The 26,056-nt window shown below is 69.9% G+C and carries 17 protein-coding genes, 1 pseudogene and 1 riboswitch; of the genes and pseudogenes, 9 read left to right on the top strand and 9 right to left on the bottom strand.

Annotation, left to right across the window (positions count from 1 at the left end; genetic code table 11):
- Positions 1–139 precede the first annotated feature (139 nt).
- Positions 140–709: a universal stress protein gene (locus OJ997_RS18235; protein WP_270026622.1), complete on the top strand. Its 570-nt coding sequence runs from the start codon at positions 140–142 to the stop codon at positions 707–709.
- Here the strand turns inward: OJ997_RS18235 and OJ997_RS18230 are convergent.
- Genes OJ997_RS18230 through OJ997_RS18220 form a run of 3 tightly spaced genes read right to left on the bottom strand, consistent with a single transcriptional unit; the run spans position 706 to position 3,670 of the window.
- Positions 706–1,425: a cupredoxin domain-containing protein gene (locus tag OJ997_RS18230; RefSeq protein WP_270026621.1), complete on the bottom strand. Its 720-nt coding sequence runs from the start codon at positions 1,423–1,425 to the stop codon at positions 706–708. The two genes, OJ997_RS18235 and OJ997_RS18230, sit on opposite strands and share 4 nt — an antisense overlap.
- Positions 1,422–2,927 carry a multicopper oxidase family protein gene (locus OJ997_RS18225; protein ID WP_270026620.1) on the bottom strand — a complete coding sequence of 502 codons (1,506 nt, stop codon included), beginning with the start codon at positions 2,925–2,927 and terminating at the stop codon, positions 1,422–1,424. Before OJ997_RS18225 ends, OJ997_RS18230 begins: the two co-directional genes overlap by 4 nt.
- Positions 2,927–3,670: a cupredoxin domain-containing protein gene (locus OJ997_RS18220; protein ID WP_270026619.1), complete on the bottom strand. Its 744-nt coding sequence runs from the start codon at positions 3,668–3,670 to the stop codon at positions 2,927–2,929. The genes OJ997_RS18225 and OJ997_RS18220 overlap by 1 nt, the downstream gene beginning before the upstream one ends.
- A 213-nt stretch (positions 3,671–3,883) precedes the next feature.
- Here OJ997_RS18220 and OJ997_RS18215 point away from each other — a divergent pair, with 213 nt between their 5' ends.
- Positions 3,884–7,612 (top strand): OmpL47-type beta-barrel domain-containing protein, encoded by a 3,729-nt coding sequence (locus OJ997_RS18215; protein ID WP_270026618.1) that lies wholly within the window; start codon positions 3,884–3,886, stop codon positions 7,610–7,612.
- A 26-nt stretch (positions 7,613–7,638) separates the two neighbouring features.
- On the top strand, positions 7,639–13,065 hold the full coding sequence (locus OJ997_RS18210) for an OmpL47-type beta-barrel domain-containing protein (protein ID WP_270026617.1): 5,427 nt from the start codon (positions 7,639–7,641) through the stop codon (positions 13,063–13,065).
- A 66-nt stretch (positions 13,066–13,131) separates the two neighbouring features.
- Here OJ997_RS18210 and OJ997_RS18205 read toward each other — a convergent pair whose 3' ends face one another.
- Positions 13,132–14,073 carry a diacylglycerol/lipid kinase family protein gene (locus OJ997_RS18205; RefSeq protein WP_270026615.1) on the bottom strand — a complete coding sequence of 314 codons (942 nt, stop codon included), beginning with the start codon at positions 14,071–14,073 and terminating at the stop codon, positions 13,132–13,134.
- Positions 14,064–15,053, bottom strand: a complete 990-nt coding sequence (corA, locus tag OJ997_RS18200) for a magnesium/cobalt transporter CorA (protein WP_270026614.1) — start codon at positions 15,051–15,053, stop codon at positions 14,064–14,066. Before corA ends, OJ997_RS18205 begins: the two co-directional genes overlap by 10 nt.
- A gap of 95 nt (positions 15,054–15,148) precedes the next feature.
- Positions 15,149–15,270, top strand: a riboswitch (SAM riboswitch).
- Between the two features lie 68 nt (positions 15,271–15,338).
- Between corA and thrC the strand changes: the two genes are divergently transcribed.
- Genes thrC through OJ997_RS18185 form a run of 3 tightly spaced genes read left to right on the top strand, consistent with a single transcriptional unit; the run spans position 15,339 to position 17,808 of the window.
- Complete coding sequence (gene thrC / locus OJ997_RS18195) at positions 15,339–16,643, top strand: threonine synthase (RefSeq protein WP_270026613.1); 1,305 nt, start codon at positions 15,339–15,341, stop codon at positions 16,641–16,643.
- On the top strand, positions 16,643–16,918 hold the full coding sequence (locus OJ997_RS18190) for a ubiquitin-like small modifier protein 1 (RefSeq protein ID WP_270026612.1): 276 nt from the start codon (positions 16,643–16,645) through the stop codon (positions 16,916–16,918). The genes thrC and OJ997_RS18190 overlap by 1 nt, the downstream gene beginning before the upstream one ends.
- Positions 16,915–17,808, top strand: a complete 894-nt coding sequence (locus tag OJ997_RS18185) for a methylenetetrahydrofolate reductase (RefSeq protein ID WP_270026610.1) — start codon at positions 16,915–16,917, stop codon at positions 17,806–17,808. Before OJ997_RS18190 ends, OJ997_RS18185 begins: the two co-directional genes overlap by 4 nt.
- Before the next feature lie 442 nt (positions 17,809–18,250).
- Here OJ997_RS18185 and OJ997_RS18180 read toward each other — a convergent pair whose 3' ends face one another.
- Complete coding sequence (locus tag OJ997_RS18180) at positions 18,251–18,571, bottom strand: hypothetical protein (RefSeq protein ID WP_270026609.1); 321 nt, start codon at positions 18,569–18,571, stop codon at positions 18,251–18,253.
- Between the two features lie 50 nt (positions 18,572–18,621).
- On the opposite strand from OJ997_RS18180, the gene OJ997_RS18175 reads away from it, so the two are divergent.
- On the top strand, positions 18,622–18,774 hold the full coding sequence (locus OJ997_RS18175) for a hypothetical protein (RefSeq protein ID WP_270026608.1): 153 nt from the start codon (positions 18,622–18,624) through the stop codon (positions 18,772–18,774).
- Positions 18,775–18,801: 27 nt separating this feature from the next.
- On the opposite strand, the gene OJ997_RS18170 is transcribed toward OJ997_RS18175, so the two are convergent.
- Both OJ997_RS18170 and OJ997_RS18165 read right to left on the bottom strand, forming a co-directional pair.
- Complete coding sequence (locus tag OJ997_RS18170; RefSeq protein ID WP_270026607.1) at positions 18,802–20,649, bottom strand: M1 family metallopeptidase; 1,848 nt, start codon at positions 20,647–20,649, stop codon at positions 18,802–18,804.
- A gap of 122 nt (positions 20,650–20,771) precedes the next feature.
- Positions 20,772–21,398 carry a cobalamin B12-binding domain-containing protein gene (locus OJ997_RS18165; protein ID WP_270026606.1) on the bottom strand — a complete coding sequence of 209 codons (627 nt, stop codon included), beginning with the start codon at positions 21,396–21,398 and terminating at the stop codon, positions 20,772–20,774.
- A gap of 94 nt (positions 21,399–21,492) precedes the next feature.
- On the opposite strand from OJ997_RS18165, the gene OJ997_RS18160 reads away from it, so the two are divergent.
- Positions 21,493–21,651 (top strand): hypothetical protein, encoded by a 159-nt coding sequence (locus tag OJ997_RS18160; RefSeq protein ID WP_270026605.1) that lies wholly within the window; start codon positions 21,493–21,495, stop codon positions 21,649–21,651.
- Here OJ997_RS18160 and OJ997_RS18155 read toward each other — a convergent pair whose 3' ends face one another.
- Positions 21,652–25,356: a M14 family zinc carboxypeptidase gene (locus OJ997_RS18155; RefSeq protein ID WP_270026604.1), complete on the bottom strand. Its 3,705-nt coding sequence runs from the start codon at positions 25,354–25,356 to the stop codon at positions 21,652–21,654.
- Positions 25,357–25,509: 153 nt separating this feature from the next.
- Between OJ997_RS18155 and OJ997_RS18150 the strand changes: the two are divergent.
- Positions 25,510–26,056, top strand: a pseudogene (locus tag OJ997_RS18150) (hypothetical protein); the annotation flags it as partial.

Raw genomic sequence — 26,056 nt, 5'->3', positions numbered from 1 at the left:
TCATGTCCAGCATGGTCTCGCGGACCGGGCGCCGCGCCCATAGGCCTAACTGGTCAATGGTCGTGGGGCTGGCCACACGTCCGATGATGGGGATAGCGCCCAATGGCGGGCGGACCGCACGCGCGGCACGGTGGTGCACATGCCGTTGCGCCGCATCTGCGTCGCCTGGGACGCCTCGCTGCCGTCGCGCTGGGCGCTCGCGTTCGCGACGCGGCTCGCGCGCGGAGGCCGCGCCGAGCTGATCATCGCCCACGTCGTGCCGCCCGGGACGGACGAGATCGCGATCCCGCTGCCGCCGGGGACGCACGTGCTCAGCGGCCGGACCGCCGAGCAGCTCGTGTGGCTCGCCCAGCGCGAGCGGATCGACGTGCTCGTCGCCGGCACGCGGCCGCTCGCCGGGTCCGCGCGGCTGATCGCGCCGCGGTTGCGCCACGAGCTGCTGGCCAGCGCGCCGTGCGCGGTGGTGCTCGTGCGTCACCCGCCCGTGCTGGACCGCGGCACGTGCCTGCTGGCCGGGGGAGACGCGGACGCGGCGGCCACGCTGGCGGCCGCGCTCGACGCACGCCTCGTCCATCGCGAGGAGCGGCCACCGCTGCTGGCCGTCACCTCCCGTGAGCGCTTCCACGGGCTGCGCCGCCGACTCGGGACGAGCGCGGTCGACGATCTCATCGAGACCGTCGACTGCCCCGTCGCCGTCGCCCGCGGTTAGCGGACGGTGATGCTGGTCTTCTTGATCGCCGCCTCGTTGCCGGCGACGTCGGCCGCGCGCACCTGGACGGTGTAGCGGCCGGCCTTGACCTTCTTGACGTCCAGGTAGCCGCTGCCCGTGCCGGCGCCGACGACCGACTTGATCGTCTTGCCGCCGCGCTTGAGCGACACGAGCACGGTGGACTGCTCGCTGACGCGGAACTTCACGCGCACGGTGCCCCGGGCGCGTCGCGTGGCCGAGACCTTCGACAGCTTCGGCTTGGCCTTGTCCTCCTGCACCTTCTCGAAGGTGGTCGGAGCCGGAGCGTCGTTGCCGAGCGGCTGCTGGCTGAGCGGCAGCGGCGGAGCCGGGGGCGGCGGCGCAACGCCCACGGACACGGTGCCGAACATCGTGTCCTTGTGCACCGTGCAGATGAACTTGTACGTGCCCGGCTCGGTGAACGTGAACTCCGCGTTCGGGGCGGGGACGCCGAGCGGCGAGGTGAAGCTCGTCCACGAGGCGTCGACGACGGCCGCGCCGTCAACGCCGTTGGACGCGACGTGGTGCGCCTGCGCCGTGCCCGGGAACTGCCACGTGACCTTCTCACCCGGCAGGATCGAGACGGCCGGCTTGTCCCAGACGAGCGTGTCGAGCCCACTGATCACCTCGTCGGCGGCGAGCGCCGGCGACGCGAGCACGCCGAAGGCGAGCGCCGTCGAGATCAGGACGCGCTTCACTTCTCCACCTCCAGCTGCAGCATCATCGCCTTATCGCCGTGCTCGAGCGCGTGGCAGTGGAACACGTAGCGGCCCGTGTGCGGGATGAACCACGGCTGGACCGTGGCCGTCTCGCCCGGGAGCACGCCGATCGTGTCCTTCCAGCCGCGGTCGGCGGGATGGACGACGCCCGTCGAGCGCTCCACGATGCGGAAGAGCATGCCGTGGAGGTGCATCGGGTGCACGCGGTTGGACGGGTTGTGCCACTGCCACAGCTCCGAGGAGCCGAGCCGCGGCCGCACGTCGATGCGATCCGGGTTGAAGCCCCGCTCGGCGATCCGCCACTGCACGCCGGACTGCGTGAACAGCCCGAGGTCCCAGCGACGGCTCGCGTTCGGCGCCGGCAGCTTCTCGAGCGTGCGCATGCGCCCGGTCGGGATCACGAACTCCTCGGCCCCGCCGCCGCTCTCGACGTCGAAGCGCATGACGGACTTGGTGCCCGGCGACTCGCCGTCGATGTTCTGCAGGACGATCTCCGAGCCGGGCCGGAACCCGCGGAAGTCGACGAGCAGCTCGACACGCTCGGCCGGGTGGATGAGCACCGTCGAGCGCGAGACCGGCTTCTCGAGCAGGCCACCGTCGGACGCGACCTGCAGCATCGTGCGACCGTTGCCGAGCTTGAGGTTGTAGGACCGCGCATTCGACGCGTTGAGGAAGCGCAGCCGGTAGATGCGACGCTGGACCGTCATCCGGGGCGAGACCGCGCCGTTGACCAGGATCGTGTCTCCCCGGAAGCCCAGGTCCACGTTCTCCGCGTAGCGGAACGACCCGTCCTTGTTGAACGCGTGGTCCGCCAGCATCAGCGGGACGTCGTACTCGTCCTGCGGCAGGCCGAGCTCCACGTCACGCTCGTCCGAGAGCAGGTACATGCCCGCCAGGCCGTAGTAGAGCGTGTGCGCCGTGCGGCCGTGCGCGTGGTCGTGGTACCAGAGCATCGCCGCGTCTTGCTCGTTCGGGTACGTGTAGTCGAACGACTTGCCCGGCAGGATGACGTCCATCGGGTGGCCGTCGTGCTTGGCCGGGACGTAGCCACCGTGGAGGTGGACGTTGGAGTCGAACCCGAGCTTGTTCGTCTGGCGGACGACCGACGGACGGCCCTTCACGGCGCGGATCGTGGGCCCGGGGTAGACGCCCTCGTAGCCGTAGATCGGCGTCTCGAAGCCCGGCAGGATCTCGGCGATGCCGTCCTTGATGTCCACCGAGTAGACGTCGACGCCGTTGCGGGTAGACACCGGCGCGAGCACCGGCGGGATCGGCAGGTCACGCTGGAAGGGCGTGAACGGCGAGGCCGCCTGGAAGCGGCGCCCGGCGGACGTCGCCGGCGCGCTGGACTTCGTCACCTCGGAGCCGCGGAGCGAGCTCTGCGCGGCGAACGTGCACACCAGCGCGAACGAGCCGAAGCCGTTGCGCATGAAGTCACGCCGGTTGCCCCCGGCGCCCATCGGCGGTTCCATCGGGGCCATCAGCGGGTCACCTTCACGGTCTTGCGCTGGACGGCGGCGCGGTTGCCGCGCGCGTCACGCGCCTCGATCTCGACTTTGTAGCTGCCGCGCGGGAGCCGGCGCAGGGTGACCGAGCCGCCGCCCGCCCGGAAGGACGCGCGGACGGTTCGCACCGTCGCCTTGCCGCGCTTGACGCGGAGCGTGACGGCCGCGGACTCCGACAGCTTGAAGGACACCTTCGCGCCGCGGGTCTGCGCCTTGAGCTTGAGGTTCGTCAGCGCAGGCGGGACCGTGTCGGCGCGCGCCGCACCCTGGGGCGCGGGCGTGTCGCGGTTCTCGCCCGCCGGCGTCGGCGCCGGCGTGACCGTCGGGCGCACCGTGGGCACCGGGGTCGCCGTCCGCGTCGGCGTGGCCGTCGGGGTCGGCGTGGGCTCGACCGGATCGCCCGTGACGGTGATCGTCCCGGTCATCGTGTTCGTGTGCGCCTGGCAGATGAACGTGTACTCGCCGGGCAGGTTGAACGTGTGCTCGTCCGTGCCGCTGGCCTTGAACTCGGTCGCGACGAACCACGTCGTGTCTTCCGCCGGACCGGTCTCGCCCTTGCGGTTGTGCTGCACCCCCGCGCTGGCGGAGTAGTCGAACGTGACCGTGTCTCCGGTCTCGATCGCGATCGTCTTCGGGGCCCACTCGTTGGACACGGTGACCCCGATCGTCTCGTCCGCACGCGGCTCGGAAGCACCGGCCACGCCGACGTATCCGACCACGGCTCCAGAGAGCACGACCCCCATTGCGGCGCGCCCGAAGCGACGCCTTCCTTGCCTCATGTTCTCCTCCAACACCGATCTCCCCCCCAAATCCTGCTGTCCATCCTGGCACTTCGGACAACAAGCGAACCAAAGACTCGACCCTAATTCCAGTTCGGTGGTAGCTTACGCCAAGTCGTAGCTGAATGCCGCAGGGGGAGAAACGGAGGGGGAATGCGGTCCACACGGACGTCGCTGGTTTGTGGGGTATTGATTTTGTTGTGCGCGCTCGTCGGGTCGGCGAGCGCGGCGCCGGTGCGAGACGCCGCACTCGATGTCGCGTCATGCGGTGTCGATGAGTTCACCGGCACCACCCTCGACACGACGCGTTGGAGCACGGTGGTCCGTCCAGACACCACCGGCTACAGCGTCGCTGACGGGGATCTGAAGCTGAAGGCGCTCACCGGTGACATGTACGGCGACCGCGCCACCGCCAAGAACCTGATCCTTCAGAACACGCCGGCCACCGGCGGCTGGGCGGCCACCGCCAAGCTGGATTCGAAGGACTTCAACCGTGAGGGCCAGCAGGCCGGGATCATGGTCTACAAGGACGACCGCACCTTCTCGAAGGTCGTCGTCATCAACAAGGGCTCACAGGGCCGCTGGTTCGAGCACATCTACACGAACGACCAGCAGCCGCGCCTCGAGATCGGCGTGGACACCACGCCCGCGCTGGGCGACTCGTTCCCGGCCGACGTGTACATCCGCGTGATCTCCGACGGCGAGACGATCCGCGCCCAGTACTCGGGCGACGGCACCACTTGGTCACCCATCGGACGTCCCGCCAAGATCGGCGCGGGCGTGAAGGTCGGCATGTACGCCGCCGACAACGCCCAGGACGGCCCCGAGGTCGCGTTCCACTCCTTCTCCCTCAACGCGCTCAGCGACGAGTTCTCGGGCACCGAGATCGAGAAGTGCCGCTGGAGCCAGATCGTCCGCGAAGTCGCGGGCGGCTACCGCGTCAAGGACGGCGCGCTCGAGATCGACACGGGCGCCAACGAGGTCGACGGCACCGCGCCGAACCTGATCGGACAGCCCGTCCCCGCCGGTACGTGGGAAGCCGAGACCAAGATCGACCTGACGACGGCCGCGGGCGGTCAGCAGGCCGGCCTGCTCCTCTACAAGGAGCCCGCGAACTGGGTCAAGGCGGTGCTCGTCCGCACGGGCGACACGTCGGCCCAGGTCGAGTTCGTCCGCGTCAAGGACGGCGCCTACCAGCTCGACGAGCCGTACCGCGTCACCGTCCCCACGACGCTCACGAGCTTCTACCTGCGGATGCGCGCCAACGCGGCCGGCCAGGCGACGGCGCAGTACTCGACGAACGGGACCGCGTGGACCGACATCGGCAAGGCCCGGGACATCTCGGACCTCTCCGCCGCGCACCTCGGCCCGATGGCGCTGCGCGGCAACGCCGCCAACTTGGTCACGGCCAAGTTCGACTACTTCCGCGTCCGGCCCTCGGTCGCCGCGGCCTGCACGGTCAACGGCACCGTGGAGTCGGGCTTCACCCGCCTCTGGAACGGCCTTGACCTCGCGGGCACGACCCAGGCGGGCCCGGGTGGCTTCGACCTCGTCCAGGACGAGGGCGAGGGCTGCCGGCTCCAGAGCCGCGGCGGCCTCGGCCTGCTGTGGTTCAACACCAAGACCTACGACAACTTCGTCCTGCGCCTGCAGTTCAAGACCGCCGACGCGACGGACAACTCAGGCGTCTTCGTCCGCTTCCCGAACCCGGGCACGGACCCGAACGTCGCGATCAACCAGGGTCACGAGATCCAGATCCGCGAGGGAGTCGCCGGCGACGGCGAGGACCAGAAGACGGGCTCGGTCTACAACTTCGACCGCGAGAACGCGCGTGCCGCCAAGCCCGCGGGTCAGTGGAACGACTACGAGATCAAGTTCCAGAACGGCGTCTACACGATGACGCTGAACGGCACGGTCGTGAACACGTGGACCCGGACGGGCGCCAACGGCGCGTCGGCCGGCTACATCGGCCTGCAGAACCACGGCACCGCCGACGACGTCTCCTTCCGGAACATCCGCATCCAGGAACTCGCCGCCCCGGCGGTCACGAACATCCTCGACACGATCGGCATCACGCTCCCGGCCACCCGCGCGAACACGCAGATCCGCGGCGGCTACTCGTTCAAGGGCGACGAGATGCCGCCCTCGAACACGGTCGCGACGCCGGGCCAGGACGCGCTCGACGACGTTCCGCTGCGGATGCCCGACACCTCGGGCACCAAGGCGAACTTCGCCAGCTTCACCGGCAAGACGTACACGCTGGACCCGGCTGACCAGAAGGCGTTCACCAAGTTCCACGTCTTCGGCACGACGGCCGACGGCGCCGGCGGTGGCACGTTCCGCTTCAACTACACCGACGGGACGTTCGCCGACATCACGGTGAACTTCGCCGACTGGTGTGGCACGCCCACGCTGCCGGCGCACATCGCGATCGGCCCGCTGAGCGGTCGCTACACGACCGGTGGCTCGGGATCGGACGGCGCTCGCTGCTCGATCTTCCACGTGCCGGTGGACAACCCCAACCCGACGAAGAAGCTCGCGTCGTGGCGGATGCCGACGTCCACCAACACGGGCGGCAACGTCCGTGCGTACCTGATGGCGATGACGCTGGAGGAGCCGGGCGGCTCGTTCGAGATGCCCGACCTCACCGGCGTGAACCCGTTCCCGAACGACAACACCGCGCCGACGTCGAACCTGCAGCTCCAGGGTGAGCCCGCCGCGAGCGGCTGGCACACCACGGCGCCGCGGATCACGCTGACCGGCACGGACGAGAACGGCGGCTCGGGCGTCGAGCAGATCCAGTACCGGATCAACGGCGGCTCGACGCTGTTCTACGCGGGCCCGTTCAACCTGACGACCGAGGGCGACCTCAAGATCGAGTACCGCGCGATCGACCGCGCCGGCAACCCGGAGCCGTTCAAGAGCATCTCGCTCAAGGTGGACGCCACCGCGCCGACGACGACGTCGTTCACGTACCCGACGGACCTCCCGGCGAGCGGCTGGAACGACCACGAGGTCGGCATCACGCTGCGCAGCGTCGACGGCGCGGGCTCCGGCTCGGTCAAGACCGAGTACCGCGTCAACGGCGGCGAGTGGACCGCGTACGACGACACGTTCTCGGTCGGCGGCTCGGGCACCCAGCTCGTGGAGTACCGCACGCTGGACGTTGCCGGCAACACCGAGGCGATCAAGACGCTCAACGTCCGCGTGGACGTGAAGGCGCCGACCACGGCGGTGCTGCTCAACGGCGCCGACCCGGTCGCGGACTACATCGGCGCGGTGCGCGTGGCCTTCAGCCGCGCGGACGGCGACGACAGCTCGGGCGCGGTCGCGACCGAGTACCGCGTCAACGGCGGCGAGTGGACCGCGTACGAGGGCGCGTTCGACCTGAGCGAGCTGCGCGGCTACCAGGTGGACTTCCGCTCCGAGGATCTCGTCGGCAACGTCGAGAACTACAAGAGCGTGCGGTTCACCGTGCGGGCGCAGACGGTCCTCGGATCGCCGACGCCGCAGGCGCCGTCGACGGACAAACCGGGCAAGTACGCGGCGCTCGAGGACGTGTCCTCGAAGCTGCTGTCGACGTCCGCGCTGCGCGCCGGTCGCTTCAAGGTCAACGTGAGCTGCCAGGGCGTCTCCGCCGGCACGCTGACGCTGACCGTCGACCGCGCCACCCAGCGCAAGCTGAAGTTGAAGTCGAGCACCCTCGCCAGGAAGGCGCTCGACTGCGGTGACGAGGGCCGCGCGACGGTGTCGCTGACGCCTTCGTCGACCGTGAAGAAGGCGCTTGCCCGGACGAAGGCGTCCGTGCGGGCCAAGTTGACGCTGCGGGTCACCGGTGCGCCGGCCGACACGCAGAACGTGACGCTGAAGGGGAAGTCGTGATGTTCCACCGGAGGGGAGACCAGGCAATGAGGGGACGCTGGCTGTGGGCATTGCTGCTCACGCTCGCGCTGGGGGTATTCGGCACCGGGACCGCGCATGCCCAGAGCGGCGCGAAGGTGCTCGTGCTCAAGGGCAGCAGCACGAGCGACGTCGATGCGGCGGCGCTCAACACGATCAAGACGCTCGGCACCGAGAACGACTTCACGGTCGACGAGGCGACGCTGGCCGACATCAACACGACGAAGCTCGCCGGCTACCAGTCCCTGGTCTTCGTCAACGTCGGCGGCGACACGCTGGACTCGGCCGGTGAGGCCGCGCTCCAGACGTACGTCGAAGCCGGCAACGGCTTCCTCGGCATCGGCACCACGGCGACGGTCGAGCCCGGCTCGAGCTTCGTCAACGGGCTGATCGGCGCGCGCCCGAACAACACCCCGTCGCAGACGACCCAGACGATCGTCGCCGGCGACCGCGTGCACCCCTCCACGCGCGATCTGCCGCTCATGCAGGACCGCGCGGACCTCTACTACACGTGGGGCACCCGCCCGACGGGTCAGGTCCACACCGTCGCGCGCTACCACGCCGTGGGCGCGGCGGCCGGCGACGGTACCGCCGTCGGCGGTACCGACTGGCCGATCTCGTGGTGCCGCGACTACCGCGGCGGCCGCTCCTTCTACACCGGCATGGGCCGCGTCGTCGGGGCCTACTCGGACACGAACTTCCAGAAGCACCTCCTGGGCGCGCTCGAGTGGTCCGCGGGCCTCGTCCGCGGCGACTGCAAGGCGACCATCAGCGCCAACTACAAGGGCACGCGCGTGCTGAGCGCCGGCCCGACCGCGACCGGCACCACCACCGCGGGCGAGTCGCACGGCCTCTCGGTCGCCTCCAACGGCTGGGTCGTCTACATCGGCCGCGGCGACTGCCGCACCGACACCGAGCGCGGCAACCTGCTCGGCCTCCCGCCGTTCGGCCGCATCCTCAACCACGCCGACCAGAACGTCGGCATCGCCTGTGGCACCGTGCACATCTTCGACCCGTCGCAGTACACGGGCGCGGAGAACAGCGGTGTCAGCAAGGCCGGCACGCTGACCGTCTACGGCGACGGCGGCACCGGTGGCGAGCGCACCAGCGAGGGCGACCACAAGATGGAGTACGGGCTCATCGGCGTCGCCGTGGCCCCGGACTTCGCCTCGACGGGTCACGTCTACCTCCAGTACTTCCCGTCCTACAACGAGAACGCCAAGCCGAAGGGCCTGCCGCTCGAGCGCCGCATCTCGAAGATGTCGGAGCCGCGCATCTCGCGCTTCACGGTCAACCTGCAGACGAAGCAGCTCGACCTGAACTCCGAGAAGATCATCTTCAAGTACGACGCCCAGATCTACTCCTGCTGCCACGTCGGCGGCGGCATGGGCTTCGACAGCGAGGGCAACCTCTACGTCACGACGGGTGACACGAACTCCTCGCAGAACACCGCCGGCGCCAACGGCGTCGACACCGGCCCGCTCGGCTACTCGGGCAACAACCCGATCGCCAAGTGCCCGACCGGCCCGAACGAGCCGTCCAGCGCGCACTGCGGCCCTACGACGTTCTCCTTCCAGGACGCCCGCCGCACCGCGGGCAACACGAACGACTACAACGGCAAGATGCTGCGGTTCAAGCCGCTCGCTGATCCGGGTGCCGAGGTCGGCCCCGGCAAGACCTACACGCTGCCGACGGCCACTTCGCCGAACGGCCCGAACCTGTTCAACGGCACCGAGGGTGGCGGCGGCAAGGCCAAGCCCGAGATCTACGCGATGGGCCTGCGCAACCCGAGCCGCCTGTCGATCGACCCGGAGACCGACGTGCCGTACACGGCGTGGGTCGGCCCGGACGCCGGCACGCCGAACGCCTCCTGGGGCCCGACGACCTACGAGAACGCCGCGCAGATCACCCGCGCCGGCAACTACGGCTGGCCGTACTGCATGGGTTCCAAGCAGGCCTACCGCGATCGCCTGAACACCGGCGCCGCGCGTACCGACAGCCCCGAGGGCTACGTGCCCGGCGGCCCGGCGACGGGCGGCACCGAGGGCTGGTACGACTGCGACAACCTCCGCAACGACTCGATCAACAACACGGGTCTCGTGGAGTTCCCGCACACGACCGGCACCGGCGCGGACGCCGGCAAGGTCCGCGGCAACAACCTCTGGTGGGGTCGTGGCGTCGGCGGCGAGAAGAACGGCTGCCCGTCCTACCCGCGTGTGCGCACGGCTCCGGCCGGTCGCCTCGGCGCGCCGAACTACGCGGCGGCCGCGGCGGACATCCAGCAGGGCTGCCCGTTCGTCACCAACTCCGGCCTGACCGTCATGAACGGCCCGGTCTACCGCTACAAGGAAGGCGCGGACAACTCGCGCCGCTGGCCCGCCTACTGGTCCGGCCGCTGGTTCCTGCACAACAACGGCGGCCCGTCCGTCAAGCACGGCCTGCTGCTCGACCCGGCCACGGCCGGCACGGCCAACGGCCTGCCGATCTACGCCGACTCGCTGCGCGACACCCTGTCGTGGGGCGGCTCGTACATGGACTCGAAGTTCGGTCCTGACGGCGCGCTGTACGTCCAGACCTACGACGGCTTCTTCCGCGCCGGTCAGGCCGTCGGCATCTACCGCTACGACTACGTCGGCGGCGCGCCGACCCCGGGCGCCAACCCGCGCTCGTTTCCGATCGGCTCCCTGGGCGTCCGCTTCTCCAGCGGCGGCTCCGGCGGCGTCGCGTGGGAGTGGGACTTCGGTGACGGCTCGGCCAAGTCCAACGAGGCCAACCCGACCCACACCTACCCGCGTGAGGGCCGCTTCCAGGCGACCCTGACGGTCACCTACGCCGACGGCGCCAAGGACACCAAGACGGTCGACGTCGACGTGCTCTCCGCCGAGGACAAGACCGCCCCGGTCACGGTCGGCTCGCTCACCCCGGCCCAGCCGGGCGACGGCGGCACCTACACCCGCCCGGTCACGGTCACCCTGTCCGCGACGGATGCCCAGCCGGGCTCCGGCGTCGACCGGACCGAGTACCGCGTCAACGGCGGCGACTGGACGGGCTACTCCGCGCCGATCCGCCGCGAGCAGCCGGGCATGTACCTGGTCGAGTTCCGCTCGACCGACCGTACCGGCAATGTCGAGGCGACCAAGGCGCTCACGTTCACGATCGCCGTGGCCGAGAACTGCCCGCAGAACTTCAACGACGAGTTCACCGGGCCGAACCTGGACCCGAAGTGGGAAGTCAAGCGCGGTGACGCGGCGGCCAGGTCCTTCGTGGACGGCGCGCTGCGGATGAAGGTCCGTGCCGGCGACATGATCGGCAACCAGGCCGACGCGAAGAACGTCCTGCTGCAGGACGCCCCGTCCGGGTCCTGGCAGATCCAGACCAAGCTCGACGTCTCGACCCTCACCCTCGAGGGCGAGCAGGCCGGCTTCGTGCTCTGGAACAGCGAGACCCCGAACAACTTCGCGAAGATCACCTACATCTCGAAGGGCACCTTCGCGCAGTACGAGTGGGTCGCCACGCGCAACAACGCCAACCAGATCACGGCCGGTCCGCAGATCTCGACGCCGGACGGCGACGTCTGGCTGCGGGTGAGCGCGAACGGCTCGGGCACGTACGTCGCCGAGGGCTCGACCAACGGCGAGACGTGGCAGGCGATCGGCGGGGAGATCACCGGCCTCGGCGATCCCGAGACGCTGAAGTTCGGCCTCAAGGTCTCCGACGGCAGCAACTCGGAGAACTACGCCGCGTTCGACTGGTTCCGCGTGGACTGCTCGGACCGCGTGCCGCCGCGCACGACGGCCGAGCTGCCCAAGGCCGACGGCAAGCTGGGCTGGTACAAGACGGCGCCGCAGGTCAAGCTCACCGCCGACGACGGCACGCTCGGCGCCATCGACAAGGTCTCGTACCGCGTCGACGGCGGCGACTTCCGCACCTACGAGGGTCCGTTCACGATCGACGCCCCGGGCGAGCACGTGGTCGAGTACTTCGCCACGGACAAGGCCGAGAACGTCGAGACCACCAAGCGGCTCGTGCTGCGGGTGGACGGCACGGCACCCGTCGTCGAGGCCACGGCCGAAGGCGACGAGGCGGCCGGTCCGCTCACGGTCACGCTCGACGCGCCGGACGGCGACAAGGGCTCCGGCACCACACTGACGGAGTACCGCGTCGACGGTGGCCCGTGGACGACCTACGAGGCGAGCTCGGAGCAGGTCCTGCTCGACGGCAGCGAGGGTTCCCTCGCCGGCTGGAAGCAGGTCGGTCCGGGCAACTTCTCGCGCATGACCGACGGGTCGGGCGGCATCACGCCGGTCGGTGGCCTGGGCATGCTCTATTACCCGGTCCAGGAGTTCGGCGACTTCCGCCTCAAGCTCCAGTTCCGCGAGGGTCGTCAGGACGGTGGCTTCTCCAACGGTGGCGTCTTCGTGCGCTTCCCGAACCCGGAGCAGACGCCGCGCACGCACGACTGCTCGAAGGTCGGCTCGGCCGCCAACGACCCGGCCTGGGTCGCGATCTACTGCGGTTTCGAGATCCAGCTCTTCGACGACGAGGCGAACGATCGCGAGACCCGCAAGACCGGCTCGATCTACACGTTCGACAACAACAACATCTCCCAGATCGGGCAGCCCAAGACGCCGCGCGGTCAGTGGGAGGACTACGAGGTCGAGGTCGTCGGCCAGCACTACAAGATCAGCCGCAACGGCAAGGTCATCAACGAGTGGGACAACAACCCGGGCATCAGCGCCGACCGCGGCGGTGACCCGAACACGAGCCAGCGGCAGTTCACGCGCGGCTTCATCGGCCTCCAGAACCACGGCGGCGCGGACACCATGCAGTACCGCAACGTCAAGGTCGAGGACCTGACGCCGGGCGCGCCCGCGTCCAAGAAGGCCACGCCGTTCGACATCGAGGGCGTCGGTCCGCACACGATCGAGGTCCGCACGACTGACGCCGCCGGCAACGTCGGCCGCCAGACGTTCGACCTGGAGATCGGCGCGCCCGAGGCTCCGGGTGCGAACCCGCCGGTCCAGCAGCCGACGGTGCTGCAGCCGACGAGCAACACGCTGCCGCCGATGATCGACACCCCGGCCACGTACCGCCTGGGCTCCGTCGCGTCGTCGGTGACGCGCGCGACCTTCACCAAGAAGGGCGTGAAGGTCCCGGTGGCCTGCACCGGCGCGATGACGGGCACGGCGAAGCTCACCGTGTCCAGCGCCGATCGCAAGCGCCTGAAGCTGACGACCGCCACGATCGACAGCGAGGACGTCACCTGCTGGGGTCCGCACACCGCGACGGTGACGCTCAAGCCCTCCTCGGCGATCGCTCGCGCGCTCGCTCGCAAGGGCGGCCCGAAGAGCGTCAAGCTCAACGTGGCCGTGCAGATGCGGGACTGGGGCAAGCCCGCCGAGACGAAGAAGACGACGATCACCCTGCGCCGCTAGCGAGGTGAGGTGAAGAGGGGCCGCCGCGCACGGTGCGCGGCGGCCCCTTTGTCGTTTAAGCGGCGACTACGCGACGACGCGGAGCGCTCCCGGCTGGATGCCGAACCGCGCTTCGGTGACGTCGTCGATGTGGTCGCCGTCGACCTGGATCGGGATCGGGCGACCGTCGGTGGAGCGCACGACGGCCTCGTGGAACCCGCCGAAGGCGTCGACGCCCTTGTGCTTGGCGATCCGCGCCGCGCCGGACAGGGCGCGGAAGGTCACGGTCGGCACGTCGTACGGCCGCGCGCGGGTGAGGACGACGCCGGCGAGGCTGCCCGAGTCGAAGCGCGCGCCCTCCACGAGCGGCACCGCGCGGTTGTGGAAGTACGTGTAGTTCTCGGCGTTCTGGACGAAGAGGCTGACGCCGCCGACCGTGCGCCCGTCGACCTCGACCTCGAGCCGCGGCGGGTGCACGACGTACTTGCGCAGGAACGTCGTGACCGCGCACTGGACGTAGTAGAAGGGGCCGAAGCGCTTCTTCAGGCGCGGGTTGCGGTCCACGCGCTCGACGACGCTCGCGTCCAGGCCCATGCCGGCCGCGAACGTGAACAGGCGGCCGTTGACCGTGCCCAGGTCGACGGAGCGCGGTGCCCAGTCGTCGGCCAGGTGCAGCAGGTGCTCGGTCGCGTCGACGACGTCGGTCGGGACGCCGAGCAGCTTGGCGACGACGTTGTTGTTGCCGGCGGGCAGGCAGGCGAGCGCGGTATCGGTGCCCACGAGGCCGTTGGCGACCTCGTTGACCGTCCCGTCGCCGCCGAAGGCGAGCACGACGTCGTAGCCGTCGGCCGCGGCCTGGCGGCTGAGCTCGATCCCGTCGCCCTTGGCCTGCGTCTCGGCCGTGGTCACGTCGTAGCGACCCTGCAGCGCGTAGACCACCAGGCTCTTCATCCGGGCGGTCATCTTCGACGCGACCGGGTTGATGATCACGAGCATCCGCCGCCGTGGGGCGGCTTCGCTCAGAGCCATCCCCGCCGGCGGAAGAACGCGGCGACGCCGACCACGATCGCGAGCATGGCCGCGATGATGATCCAGAACGCGTACTCGGAGTCCTCGAACGGCAGGTGGACGTTCATCCCGAAGAAGCTCGCGATCAGCGTCAACGGCAGGAAGATCAGCGAGATCGCGGTCAGGACCTGGAACGTCTCGTTGGTGCGGTGCGCGATCGCCGACTCGTTCGTGGCCTCGAGACCCTCCACGACTTCCTTGAAGTTCTCGAGCATGTCCCAGCCGCGCTCGGACGCGTCGATGATGTCGTCGAAGTAGATGTCCAGGTCCTCGGCGAGGTAGCGCGCCTTGTTGCGCTCCAGGTCGCGGAAGGCGACGCGCTGCGGCCGGACGATCTTGCGGAAGTTGATGATCTCCTGCTTGGCGTTGGAGATGTCGCGCACGACGTCGTCGCCCTTGCCCTCGAAGATGTCCTCCTCGATGCGCTCGAGCTTGTTGCCGATCTTGCCCAGCATCGGGAAGGCGGCGTCCACGCAATCGTCGACGATCTTGTAGAGCAGGTAGCCCGAGCCCTTGGAGAACAGCTGGTCGCGGAAGTCCTCGTTCTTGCGGCAGCGCTCGAACAGGTCGTCGACGCGCTCGACGTTCTCGTTCGGGAGCGTGATCAGGAAGTCCGGGCCGACGAAGAAGTCCACCTCGGCGGCGTTGAGCCGTGAGACCTTCTTGTCGTAGCGCGGGAAGTGGAGCACGATGAACAGGTAGTCGTCGTACTCATCGACCTTCGGGCGCTGATTGCGCGAGCGGATGTCCTCGAAGTCCAGGGCGTGGAAGTCGAAGTGCTCTTCCAGCCACGCCTGCTCGAGGGAGCGCGGGCGCTCGATGTTGATCCAGCGCAGGCCGGGCGACTCGATGATCTCGACGCGCGGTTCGGTGCGCTCAGGCGCGACCTCAGCGGCGGCGCGTCCCCGGCGACCGAACGGGCTTCTGGGCAGGCTCGGCATAGCCTGGACTGAGCGGATCGTCGGTCGGGGGCAACATCGCGAGGGAGTGTACTTCCCTCTAAAGCAAATCCGCTAGGCTTCCGACTACATAGCTGTACGCATCCAGAGGGGGGGAGGGATTGGCCCTTTGAACCCCCGCCAACCTGCTCCCGTCGCACGCCGGGAAGAAGGTGGCAATTCCATCAGGCTCCAACCAAGAAAGCCTGGGAGATGCGGTTGGGTTCTCCCCGGTGCACCTGCCGAAGAAGACTCCGCCGCACACCGGGCGGAGGATTCGAAGATCACATGCCGGCAGATGCCCTGAAGTGCAAGGAATGTTCCACCGAGTACCCGCTCGAGGCCCGCTTCGTCTGTGAGCGCTGCTTCGGTCCGCTCGAGGTCAGCTACGCGGCCCCGAACTCCGATCCCGCGGAGCTCAAGCGCCGGATCCAGGCGGGCCCGCACACGATGTGGCGCTACGCCGACTTCCTCCCGCTCGAGGGCCCGGCGCGCAGCGCGCTGCCCACGGGCTGGACGCCGCTGGTGAAGGCCGACCGCCTCGCCGCCAAGCTCGGGCTGAAGGAGATCTGGATCAAGAACGAGACCGCGAACCCCACGCACTCGTTCAAGGACCGCGTCGTCTCCGTCGCGCTCGCTCGTGCGAAGGAGCTCGGCTTCGACACGCTCGCCTGTGCGTCGACGGGCAACCTCGCCAACGCCGTCGCCGCCCACGCCGCGGCCGCCGGGATGCCCGCCTACGTGCTGATCCCGCACGACCTCGAGGAGCAGAAGATCCTCGCCACGGGCGCGTACGGCGCGCAGATCGTGGCCGTCACGGGCAACTACGACGACGTCAACCGCCTCTGCACGCAGGTCTCGGGCGAGCGGCCCGGCTGGGCGTTCGTGAACATCAACATGCGCCCGTACTACGCCGAGGGCTCCAAGACGCTCGCGTTCGAGACCGTCGAGCAGCTCGGCTGGGAGCTGCCGGACCGCGTCGTCGGCCCGATCGCGTCCGGCTCGCAGTTCACCAAGCTCGCCCGCGGCTTCCAGGAGTTCATCGACGCCGGCCTCGTCGAGGGCGAGATCCCCACGATGAACGGCGCCCAGGCGCTCGGCTGCTCGCCGGTCGCGACGGCGTTCGCCGCCGGCACCGATGTCTGCAAGCCCGTCAAGCCGGACACGATCGCCAAGTCGCTCGCGATCGGCAACCCCGCCGACGGCCCGTACGCGGTCGAGCTCGCCCAGCGCACGGGCGGCAGTATCGACTCCGTCACCGACGACGAGATCCGCGCCGGCATCCGCCTGCTCGCCGAGACGACCGGCATCTTCACCGAGACCGCCGGCGGCGTCACGATCGCCACGCTGGCCAAGCTCGCCGCGCGCGGCGACATCGGCACCGACGAGCGCGTGGTGGCGATGGTCACCGGCGACGGCCTGAAGACGATCGACGCGGTGCGCGACACGTTCGAGGTCACGACCATCCCGGCGTCCCTGGACGCCTTCGACGAGCACTTCGCTCCGGTGGGGGTGGGCGAAGCCTCGCCCAGCGGGCTCGCTTCGCGGGGAGCAATCGCCCACGGGGCGATTCTCCCGGGTGAGGTGGCGTGATGGCGGTCACGGTCAAGCTTCCGACCCAGCTGCGGGACGCGGCGGGCGGCAACACGTCGGTCGCCGTCCAGGGCGGCACCGTCGGTGAGGCGTTGAACGGCCTCTACGAGGAGCACGCCGAGCTGCGTGAGCGGATCGCCGACGGCGACGGCTCGCTGCGCCGCTTCGTCAACGTGTACCTGAAGGGCGAGGACATCCGCTTCCTCGACGGGCTGGACACCGAGGTCGCCGACGGCGACGAGGTCACGATCCTCCCGGCGGTGGCCGGCGGATGACCCGGATCGACGCCCAGCTCGGCTCCGAGCCCATCGTCTCGTTCGAGTTCGGTCCGCCGCGCACCGTCGAGGCCGAGCTCTCCTTCTGGAGCGCGATCGAGGAGCTCGCGGCGCTCGAGCCGGCGTTCGTGTCCGTCACCTGCGGCGCGGGCGGCTCCACGCGTGACCTGACCCTCGCCGTCGTGCGCCGGCTGGCGCGCGAGCGCGGCCTGGAGGCCGTGCCGCACGTCACCGCGACCGGCTTCACGCGCGACGAGCTCGTCGCGCTGCTGGCCGAGGCCGCGGCCGGCGGCGCGGACAACGTGCTCGCCCTGCGCGGCGACCCGCCGCGCGGCGAGTCGACGTGGCGCGCGCCCGAGGGCGGCCTGAAGTCGTCGCTGGAGCTCACGGAGCTGGCCGCCGAGGCGGGCTTCTGCGTGCTCGGCGCCGCCTACCCGGAGCCGCACCCGGACTCCCGCGGCTGGGCGGAGGACCTCGCGCACATCCGCGCCAAGGTCGACGCCGGCGTGAGCGTGCTCGTCACGCAGCTGTTCTTCGACAACGACGACTACCGCCGCTACGTCGAGCGCCTCCGCGCGGGCGGCGTCGACGTGCCGGTGCTCCCCGGGATCATCCCGGTCACCAGCACCAGCATGATCGAGCGCGTGGCCTCGCTGTGCGGCGCGACAATCCCGACCGCCCTGCGGCGCGAGCTGGAGCTACGCCAGGACGACCCGCGCGCGGTCGCCGAGCTCGGCGTGGCCTACGCGACGGCGCAGGCGGCGGAGCTGCTGAGCGAGGGCGCGCCGGGCGTGCACCTGTACACGCTCAATCGGTCGCCTGCGACGCGGGCGATCGTGTCGGCTTTGCGGGCGGCGGGGGCGCTGCCGGCGGCTACGACGGCGGGGTAGAGCGGGTAGAGCTCAGCTCGGGTGGCGCGCTTCGGGCTGAGAGCGCGTCGTTCAACGGCCCACCGAGGGGGAAGTGAGCTCTGGCGCCACCCGCGCGCCCGAGCTCAGCGCCTCTCGGGCTCCGCACGGTGTTCCCTAGGAGCGCCGTGCCGGCCTACCGACAGTTACGGGCCACGGAGATCGTCCCTCGGCCGTGCCGCTTGGGCTCGGCGTGATCGATTTCCGGTCCACGAACGGGCGCGGAGAGGGGGTGCGGTCGGAAAGCTGCGTCAGGGGAAGCTTTCCGACCGCACCCCCTTTGTTCGGAGCGCGGTCCTGCGCGAGCTTGGTCGACCGGACGTGGAGCGGACCAAAGTGATCACGAGCGCACTCCCATTCCCCCCTCGATGGCCGTTGAACGACGCGCTCTCAGCCCGAGGCGCGCCACACGAGCTGAGCTCCGCTAGGCCCGAGGCGCCGCGCCGCGCGGCCGAAAATCGTCAGCCGTAACCAGGTCCAAGGCCAGCGCATGCCCGAAGCACGTCGCCAGCGCCTCCATGCTCTCGGCCACCGACCGCTCGTAGCCGTCCACGATCGTCGCGCGGAACGCCGCCTGTTGGCGATCCAGCTCCTTCATGTCGGCGCGGGTGTGCGGTTCCTTGTGCCAGGCCTGGCACTCGGAGCAGCGCAGCTCGACGAGTAGGACGTCCGAGCCCTTGGCCTCGCAGCGCAAGGGCTGCAGGAAGCTGGACCCGCACTGCGGGCAGATGGTCATCGCGGCCACGCGGCGAACCTATTCGGCGATTCGGACGGAACGGCCGATTACCCGGGCACATGGACGCCCCGAACCCGCAGCCGGACACCACGCAGCAGGACGACACGGACGTCGAGCGGCTGGCCGAGATCACGAAGATGAGCCTCGACAGCACGCGGACGTTCCTGGACTTCCACTCGGGCAAGCGCGCGCTGCGCCGCGACCCCGAATAGGGCCGCGGCACAGCGTTCAGCGGGCGCTTACGGCGTGGTCGTCGAGAGCGTGAAGGTCAGCGTCTTCGAGTAGGCGCCGGTGCGCAGGGCGTCCGTGGCCTTGATGAGCTGCTTGAACGTCACGGTGACTTCGTCGTTGGAGACCGGGCCGGTCCAGCTCGTCTTGCTGAGCTCGACGCGGAGCGGCTCGGGCAGCGTGAACGCGCCGTTGGCCAGGTGGCCGGGCTCGCTCACCGCGAGGGTCGCGTCGCCCGCGGTGCTGACGACGTTGGCCTTCGTGGACGAGGTGTACTCCTTCGCGACGCCCGGGACGAACGCGCCGAGGCTCGGCACGGTGCCCAGCGTGAGCGACAGCGTCGCCGGCACGGTGCCGGAGACGTTGCCCGGGAAGGACGAGCTCAGGAAGAAGTTCGACGGCGTCATCGTCGGCTTGCTCGCGGTCTTCAGCCACTGGGTGAAGAACGTGTCGAGCTTGCCGACGTTCGTGGCGTCGAAGCCGGCCTGCTGGGTGGCGACCTTCTTGGCGAGCGCGATGAACTCGTTGATGTTGATGTCCCCGTTGCCGTGCTCGTCGAGCAGGGCGCGCTGGAAGCCGAAGAACGCCGCGTCGCCGACGATCTGGCGGTAGGCCTCGAGCATCAACGCCGGGCGGGTGTAGACCGGGAACGTGTCGAACAGGTTCGCCCCGCTCGCGAGCGTCGCCGGCGCCGTGTTCCAGCGCGCGGGCTGGGAGGTCGAGTTGTAGTTGTTCGTGAACTGCTGCGCCGTCGTCGTCGCGCTGCCGTTGAGCTTGTTGGCGAAGTACCAGGCCCACCACGTGGCCCAGCCCTCGTTGAACCAGATCTCCTCCCACGTCTGCGGGCCGACGGCGTTGCCGAACCACTGGTGGGCGATCTCATGGGCGAGGGTGCCCACGCTGATGCTGCCGCCGCCGAAGTGCGACTTGGTCGAGGACTCGAGCGCGTAGCCGAGGCTCGTGCGGTGCGTGACCGTGCCGTGCGACTCGTACGGGTACGGGCGGCCGATCTGCTCCGACATCCACTTGATGATCTCGGGCTGGCGGTTGGCGGCGTTCGTGATCGACGTCTTGGTGGCGGCGGGAAGCGCGCTCTCCCAAGCGTCGTAGATCTCCAGCGGCCGGCCGCTGCGGCCGAGCGCGGAACCCTGCGGCGCGTCCCACTTGCGGTAGTCGAAGACGCCGACGGTCGACGTCGTCAGGTACGTCGCCGTGGGGTAGCCCATCGACCAGTTCCACGTGTGGGTGCCGTCACCGTTGTCCACGCGGGAGGTCAGCTCGCCGTTGGACACGTTGGTGTGCGTGGCCGGGATCGTGACCTTGTAGTCGTAGGTCGCCTTGTCGCTCGGGTAGTTGTTGCTCGGGAACCAGCCCATCGCGCCCTGCGGCTCGTTGACGACGAACCCGCCGGTGGCGATCCGCGACCAGCCCTCGAACGAGCCGTCCGGGTCCTCGATCTCCAGCGGCGTGCCGGTGAACTTGACGAGGACCTTGAACTCACGGCCGTTGACGATGCCGGCGGCGGGCGTGACGACGAGCTTGTCGTTCGCCGCGCGCGCGACGCCCGCGGGCACCCCGTCGATCGTGACCTCGGACACGACATAGGCACGCAGGTCGAGCGCGAACTCGCTCAGGTTCTGCGTCGCCTTGATCGTGATCTCGCTCTGCGAGCCCGGCAGCATCGAGTTCGCGACCGGGTCGTACTTGAACGTGTTGGTGTAGTGCAGCGCGTCGTAGCCGCCGTTGCCCAGTGCGGGCATCAGGCGGTCTCCCAGGCTCCGCGAGCCGGGGGTGAACTGTTGCGCGTACGCCGGCGCCGTGAGCGCCAGGCTGGCGAGCAGTCCTCCGACGATGGCCAAAGGCCGACCCCTCATACAAACCCTCCATCCGTGGATGCGTGCGAACCCTGCGCACGCGCCGTAGGGCGACGACGCTACAGATGAGTCAGGGGTGAGACAAGCGGACGGATGTCCATACGCACTCAACCGGGTGGCGGGATCCGCTCGTAGAGCTCGGCGACCAGCGCCCGCGGATCCTGCTCCACGTGATCGGCCCCGAGCTCCAGCGCCGTGGCCCGCGTGTGGGCGGTCCAGAACTGCCCGCCGGCGACCACGAACGGCCGCGGAGAAAGAGCCGCGAGCCCGCCCAGGACCTCGGCCACGCCGTCCAGCGCGCCCGCCGTGGCGGTGGAGAGCGCGACCAGATCCGGCTGCTCGTGCTCGACCAGCGCGAGCAGGTCCGCGGCGGGTACGCCCGCCCCGAGCTGGATCACCTCCCAGCCGTCGGCCTCGAGGAAGTCGCCGACCATCCGAGCGCCCAGCGCGTGCTGCTCACCGGGCGTTCCGGTGACCACCGCGAGCCGTCCGTCGCGCGCCGCGCGCGAGAGGCGGCGTGAGAGCCCGTCGAGGATCGACTGCGCGATCGCGGTCGCGTAGTGCTCCTCGGCGATGTTGAGCGCGCCCATCGCCCAGCGGTGCCCGACTTCGCGCAGGGCGGGGTCGAGCACGGAGAGGTACAGGTCCGGGACCGGGAAGCCCTGCTCGAGCGCGACTTCGACGACCCGCCGCGCGCGAGCGGAGTCGCGGGCCAGCAGGGCGTCGAGAAACACATCGCGATGCTCGTCCAGGCTCACCCGGCTCGGAATATAACCCCGGACTTCTGGCCAGTGTCGGTCGAAAGCCCATGGGCGTAACGTCACAAACATGCCGGAGCCCCAGGAAGACAAGGCGCCGAAGGGCGCCCCGCTCGACGACCGCGAGGCCGCTCAGCACCTCGTCCACCTGGGAATGACCCCGGACGCGGCGAAGACCTTCGCCGCGTTCCACTCCGGGGCCTACGCGAGCTTCCGCCCGCGCACCTAGCTACCGCTTGGCCTGGACCGTCTTGGCGGTCTTGCCCACGCGGATCACGACCTTGGGCGCCTTCTTCAGGCGCTTGGTCGACTTCAGGGTGACCTTCACGCGGCCCTTGCCGCTCCAGCGCTTAGTGGTCTTCGCGCCGGAGATCTTCGCCGTGCCGGACAGCTTCGCGCTGCTCGACGCGGGGGAGACCGCGGTGATCGTGCAGACGATCGAGCGCCCGTCGGAGGACAGGTCGCAGGTGACGCGCACGTTCGGCGTGTCGCCCTTCTCGCCCTTGTCACCCTTCGGGCCGGCCGGGCCGGTGGCGCCGATCGGACCCGCCGGACCCGTGGCCCCGGTCGCGCCCGTCGCACCGGTGGCGCCCGTCGGACCCGTCGGGCCCGTCGGACCGGCCGGGCCCTGCGGACCGGTGGCCCCGCTCGACGCCGCGGACACGTACAGGCCCTTGGTCGTCGCGTCCGCGTCGCCCGCCGTGTTGGCGGCGATGATGCGGGCGCTCACCAGGTGCCCGAGGTCGCTGGTGGTGAGCGTGTAGCTCGACTGCGAAGCGCCGGCGATCACGTCGCCGTCCCGCAGCCATTCGACCGTCGTCGACGCCGGGTTGTTCAGGAAGCCGCCGTTGACCACGGTCAGCGCCGAGCCGACCGTCGGGGAGCCGGTCAGCGTCGGCGGGTTCGCCGGGAGCGGCGCCTCGACGAGCCGCGTCTCGGCCACGATGCGCACCGGGCGCTCGACGGCCTTGACGTTGCCCGCCTTGTCCTCGAGCTCGGCCTTGAGCGTGAGCGTCGTGTTCGACTGCGCCGCCGTCGGCCAGTAGCGGAACTGGAACGGGAACGACTTGTCGGTCGTGATCAGCGTGCCGTTGACGTAGTAGCGGGCCTCCTTGATGTCGCCCCGCTCGTCGTAGCCCTGGACCTCGGCGTCGACCGGGCTGTTGGAGCCGATCGAGGCGTTGGCCGCCGGGTAGGTGAAGTCGCCCACCGGCGCCGTCGTGTCGGCGGCCGTCGGCAGGAGGTAGCCGAACGCGCGGGCGACCAGCGTCTCGCGCGTCGCCTGGTCGACCTGCTCGAGGCCGAAGCCGAACGTGATCGTGTCACGGGTGGAGACCGCCACGCCGCCATTGGACGCCTGGGCCGGCGTCGTCTGGACGTCGAGCTCGGCGCGCTCCTGGCGCAGCGGCTGCTGCGAGGTGATGCTCGAGAGCGTGCGCAGACGGGTGACCGACTTCGCGCGCGGGACCGCGGTGGTGCCGGCCGCGTCGGTGTTCGGGTCGTCGCCCGCCGCCGTGTCGACGGTGAACGGCGCCACGCCGGCGAAGATGCCGCTGCCCACCGGGCCGACCGCCGCGGCGTTGTAGGTGGTCGAGCCGTAGCCGCCGGCCCGCGAGCCGACGCCGAAGAAGTACTGCTCGATGTCGTTGTTGACGTCGTGCGGGCGCAGGTAGGCCGTGCCCGGGCGGTCGTCGTCGCCGCCACCGTTGGGCGGGTAGTTGAAGCCGTACAGCGGGTCGGCGTAGAACTGGAAGCTCGAGTACGCCGTCAGCGACGTGCTCGTCGACGCGAACGTGGTGTTCACGTTGCGCCCGTCGAGCACGGCCTTGCCGCCCTCATTGAGGTAGTCGCGCAGCTCGAACCAGCCCTTGACCGCCCACGAGGCGACCACGTTGGAGCCGGTGAAGGCCGTCGCCGTGCTCAGGTAGCGCGGGTTGGTCTCCGCGGGCTCCTGCGGGACGTAGTCGTCGCCCGTGTAGTAGTCGACGGCGTCGAAGTGCGAGAAGACGCCGAGGAAGGTCGGGTTGCGCTGCCCCGGGACGCCGACGGCGTTCAGCGGCGGCGCGTCCGTGTTGAACGTGTCGACCTCGTAGCCCGCGGCCTTCAGCGCGTCCACGTGCTGCTGCAGGTAGCGCGGCGCCGTGGCGTAGCCGGCCTTGCGATTCGGCGAGGTGCCGGTGTAGTCCTCCGCCGCGACCACCAGCACGCGCTGCTTGGTCTTGTCCTGCTGCGTGGAGGCGATGCGGTAGGAGAAGCGCTGCTGCTGACCGCCCGCGCGGACGGTGACCGCGACGGTGTCGCCGACGGTCGGCACGCGCGGCGCCGCCGCCGTGTTCCAGTTCTCCGGCAGCGTGACCCGCACGCGCTGGAAGTACGCGCCGGGCACGTCGCCGTAGCGCTCGCCGCCGAGGTACGGCGTCGCGCGCAGCAGCTGCGAGCGGGAGGTGCCGCCCGGGCCGGAGATCGTGGCCGAGACGTCGACGTTGCCGAGCGAGCGGCGCACGATCGCCTCGACGATCTGCGGGCCGCCGTAGGACACGTCGAACTTCGTCGGCTGGATGTCGACGGTCGGCTTGACCTGGTACTCCGCCGGGTCCTGCGTGAAGTTCGAGGGGCGATCCACGTGGGTCGCCGAGTTGACGAGGTTAAGCGCCAGGTCGAGGTTCTTGTCGAACACCGCCCGGACCTTGGTCTCGTCGTCCGGGAAGACGAACGAGCTGCCCGACGCGCCCGCGGTGGCGGCCGTGTCCAGCTCGGGGGTGAAGCCGATCGTGCCGTGCTGGAAGTACGCCCAGTCGACGGTCTCGCCGTGGGTGACGTAGAGCTCGGAGGCCTGCTGCGGCGTGTACGGGTCGACCGCGGCGTCGCCGTCGGTGCCGCTGATCGCGCGCGAGAGCGTGTCGTCGTCGGACGGGCGGTTGGTGATGAAGCCGAAGGAGGCGTTCAGCAGCTGCGCGGCCGAGTGGTAGTTGAGGTTGTAGACCGGCTTGATCTTCTTCAGGAAGCGGTCGTATGCCGCGTTCTCGGGCTCCGAGTTCGCGTACGGGCCGCGGTAGTCCTCGGCCGAGGGGGAGGGGTTGGAGCCCTCGTTGTCGAGCGCCCACTGCTCGGGGAAGTTGCGGTTGGGATCGACGCCGTCGCCGGCGTTGCCGAAGATGCCGTCGTTGTTGTTGTCACGCAGCGTCTTGCGCCACAGGCGGTTGGAGTTCGCCGCGCCCGGGCCGCAGAGCGCGACGGTCGCGCCCGTGCCGCAGGTGAACGTGTAGTCGTAGCCGTCGGGGTTGAAGACCGGCAGGACCCAGATCTCGGTCGTCTTGAGCAGCTCGGCGACGCGCGGGTCGTTCTTGTGCTGGAGGAACCACTTCGCCTCGCGGCGGGCGACCTCCGCGGCGATCCACTCGCGCGCGTGGTTGATGGCGCCGAAGAGCACCGCGGGGCGCGAGCCGTCGGCGACGTTGCGGGCGTTGTCGGTGATCTTGATGGCGAGGATCGGCTTGCCGAGCAGCGACTTGCCGATCTCCACGACCTTCGCGACGTCGCGGTTGGCGGCCGCCTGCGCGCGCAGCTCGTCCGCGATGCCGCCCGGCTCGGAGTAGCTGCGGAAGACGTCGTAGTACGGGTTCGGGCTGTCGCCGCCGGTGGCGACGACGCCCGGCTTGTCCAGCACCTGCTCGGTCAGCGCGATGCCCTGGGCTTCCAGCGCGGCGGCCTGACTCTTGGTGATGGCGATCTCGAGCTTCTGCTCGCCGAGGACGCCGGCTTTGAAGCCGGCGTGGTCGAGCTCGATGCCCGAGTCGGCGACGATGCCGGCCTCGGCGCGCGACACGGTCGCCTCGTACGGCTGGAGCTTCTCGTCGGCTGGGCTGGACGCAAGCGCTGGGCTCGCGGACAGTAGAAGTGCGGCGACGGACGCCGCGAATGCGCGGGTGCGCAAGATGGATGACCCCCTCGTTCTCAAACGGACGGGGGAGATAAATACATAAACCCGATCGGATTAGCGGTAAATGAGTGTGGAGGTCACTCAACACTCGCTCACTAGGGGGTTCCCTGATGTGCGCACGGGGCCTTGACCGTAGCGTCGCCGGCCATGCTCCCCGCTCTCCGCCTCCTCATCGCGTCACTCGGTGTCCTGCTGATATCCAGCTCGGCCGCGCAGGCGGCCTCGAAGTCGCTCGCGTTGCCCGCCGAAGGCCAGGTCGCCGTGACCTTCGCGTCCGGCGTCAAGAGCGTGAAGGTCAAGTCCGCGCCGGCCGGCGTGACCGTCGCCGGTGGGGTGAAGGGCGGCAAGCTCGCCGTCGCCGTCGTGCGTCCGCGTGGCGCGGCCACGGGAGGGAAGGTCGTGCTCACGCTCAAGGGCAAGGTCAAGGGCTTCAAGACGGTCGCGGCCGCGCTCGACGGCGGTGGCAAGGCGCCCGCGTGCTCCGGGCTGGACAAGCTCCTGGCCAAGCGCGTGGCGGGCAAGGCCGACGTGCAGGGCCTCGCCGGCGTGCTCGCCGCGAAGCTGTGCGGCAAGCCCGCGCCGGCCGACGCCGCCGCGATCCTCGCCCGGCTCGGCTTGGGCGCGCCGCCGGCGCCGCTGACCATGACCAATGGCCCGCGCGGGCCGATCAAAGACGGCGCGCGGTACCCCGCCG

This window comes from Solirubrobacter phytolaccae, from assembly GCF_027587195.1.
GTDB classification, from domain to species: Bacteria; Actinomycetota; Thermoleophilia; order Solirubrobacterales; family Solirubrobacteraceae; genus Solirubrobacter; species Solirubrobacter phytolaccae.
This window is presented reverse-complemented; position numbering and strand designations above follow the sequence as displayed.

Coding starts and splice junctions, on each gene's coding strand:
- OJ997_RS18235 (WP_270026622.1), top strand. CDS start 140: ATGCCGTTGCGCCGCATCTGCGTCGCCTGGGACGCCTCGCTGCCGTCG.
- OJ997_RS18225 (WP_270026620.1), bottom strand. CDS start 2,927: ATGGCCCCGATGGAACCGCCGATGGGCGCCGGGGGCAACCGGCGTGAC.
- OJ997_RS18215 (WP_270026618.1), top strand. CDS start 3,884: ATGCGGTCCACACGGACGTCGCTGGTTTGTGGGGTATTGATTTTGTTG.
- OJ997_RS18210 (WP_270026617.1), top strand. CDS start 7,639: ATGAGGGGACGCTGGCTGTGGGCATTGCTGCTCACGCTCGCGCTGGGG.
- OJ997_RS18205 (WP_270026615.1), bottom strand. CDS start 14,073: ATGGCTCTGAGCGAAGCCGCCCCACGGCGGCGGATGCTCGTGATCATC.
- corA (WP_270026614.1), bottom strand. CDS start 15,053: ATGCCGAGCCTGCCCAGAAGCCCGTTCGGTCGCCGGGGACGCGCCGCC.
- thrC (WP_270026613.1), top strand. CDS start 15,339: ATGCCGGCAGATGCCCTGAAGTGCAAGGAATGTTCCACCGAGTACCCG.
- OJ997_RS18190 (WP_270026612.1), top strand. CDS start 16,643: ATGGCGGTCACGGTCAAGCTTCCGACCCAGCTGCGGGACGCGGCGGGC.
- OJ997_RS18185 (WP_270026610.1), top strand. CDS start 16,915: ATGACCCGGATCGACGCCCAGCTCGGCTCCGAGCCCATCGTCTCGTTC.
- OJ997_RS18175 (WP_270026608.1), top strand. CDS start 18,622: ATGGACGCCCCGAACCCGCAGCCGGACACCACGCAGCAGGACGACACG.
- OJ997_RS18160 (WP_270026605.1), top strand. CDS start 21,493: ATGCCGGAGCCCCAGGAAGACAAGGCGCCGAAGGGCGCCCCGCTCGAC.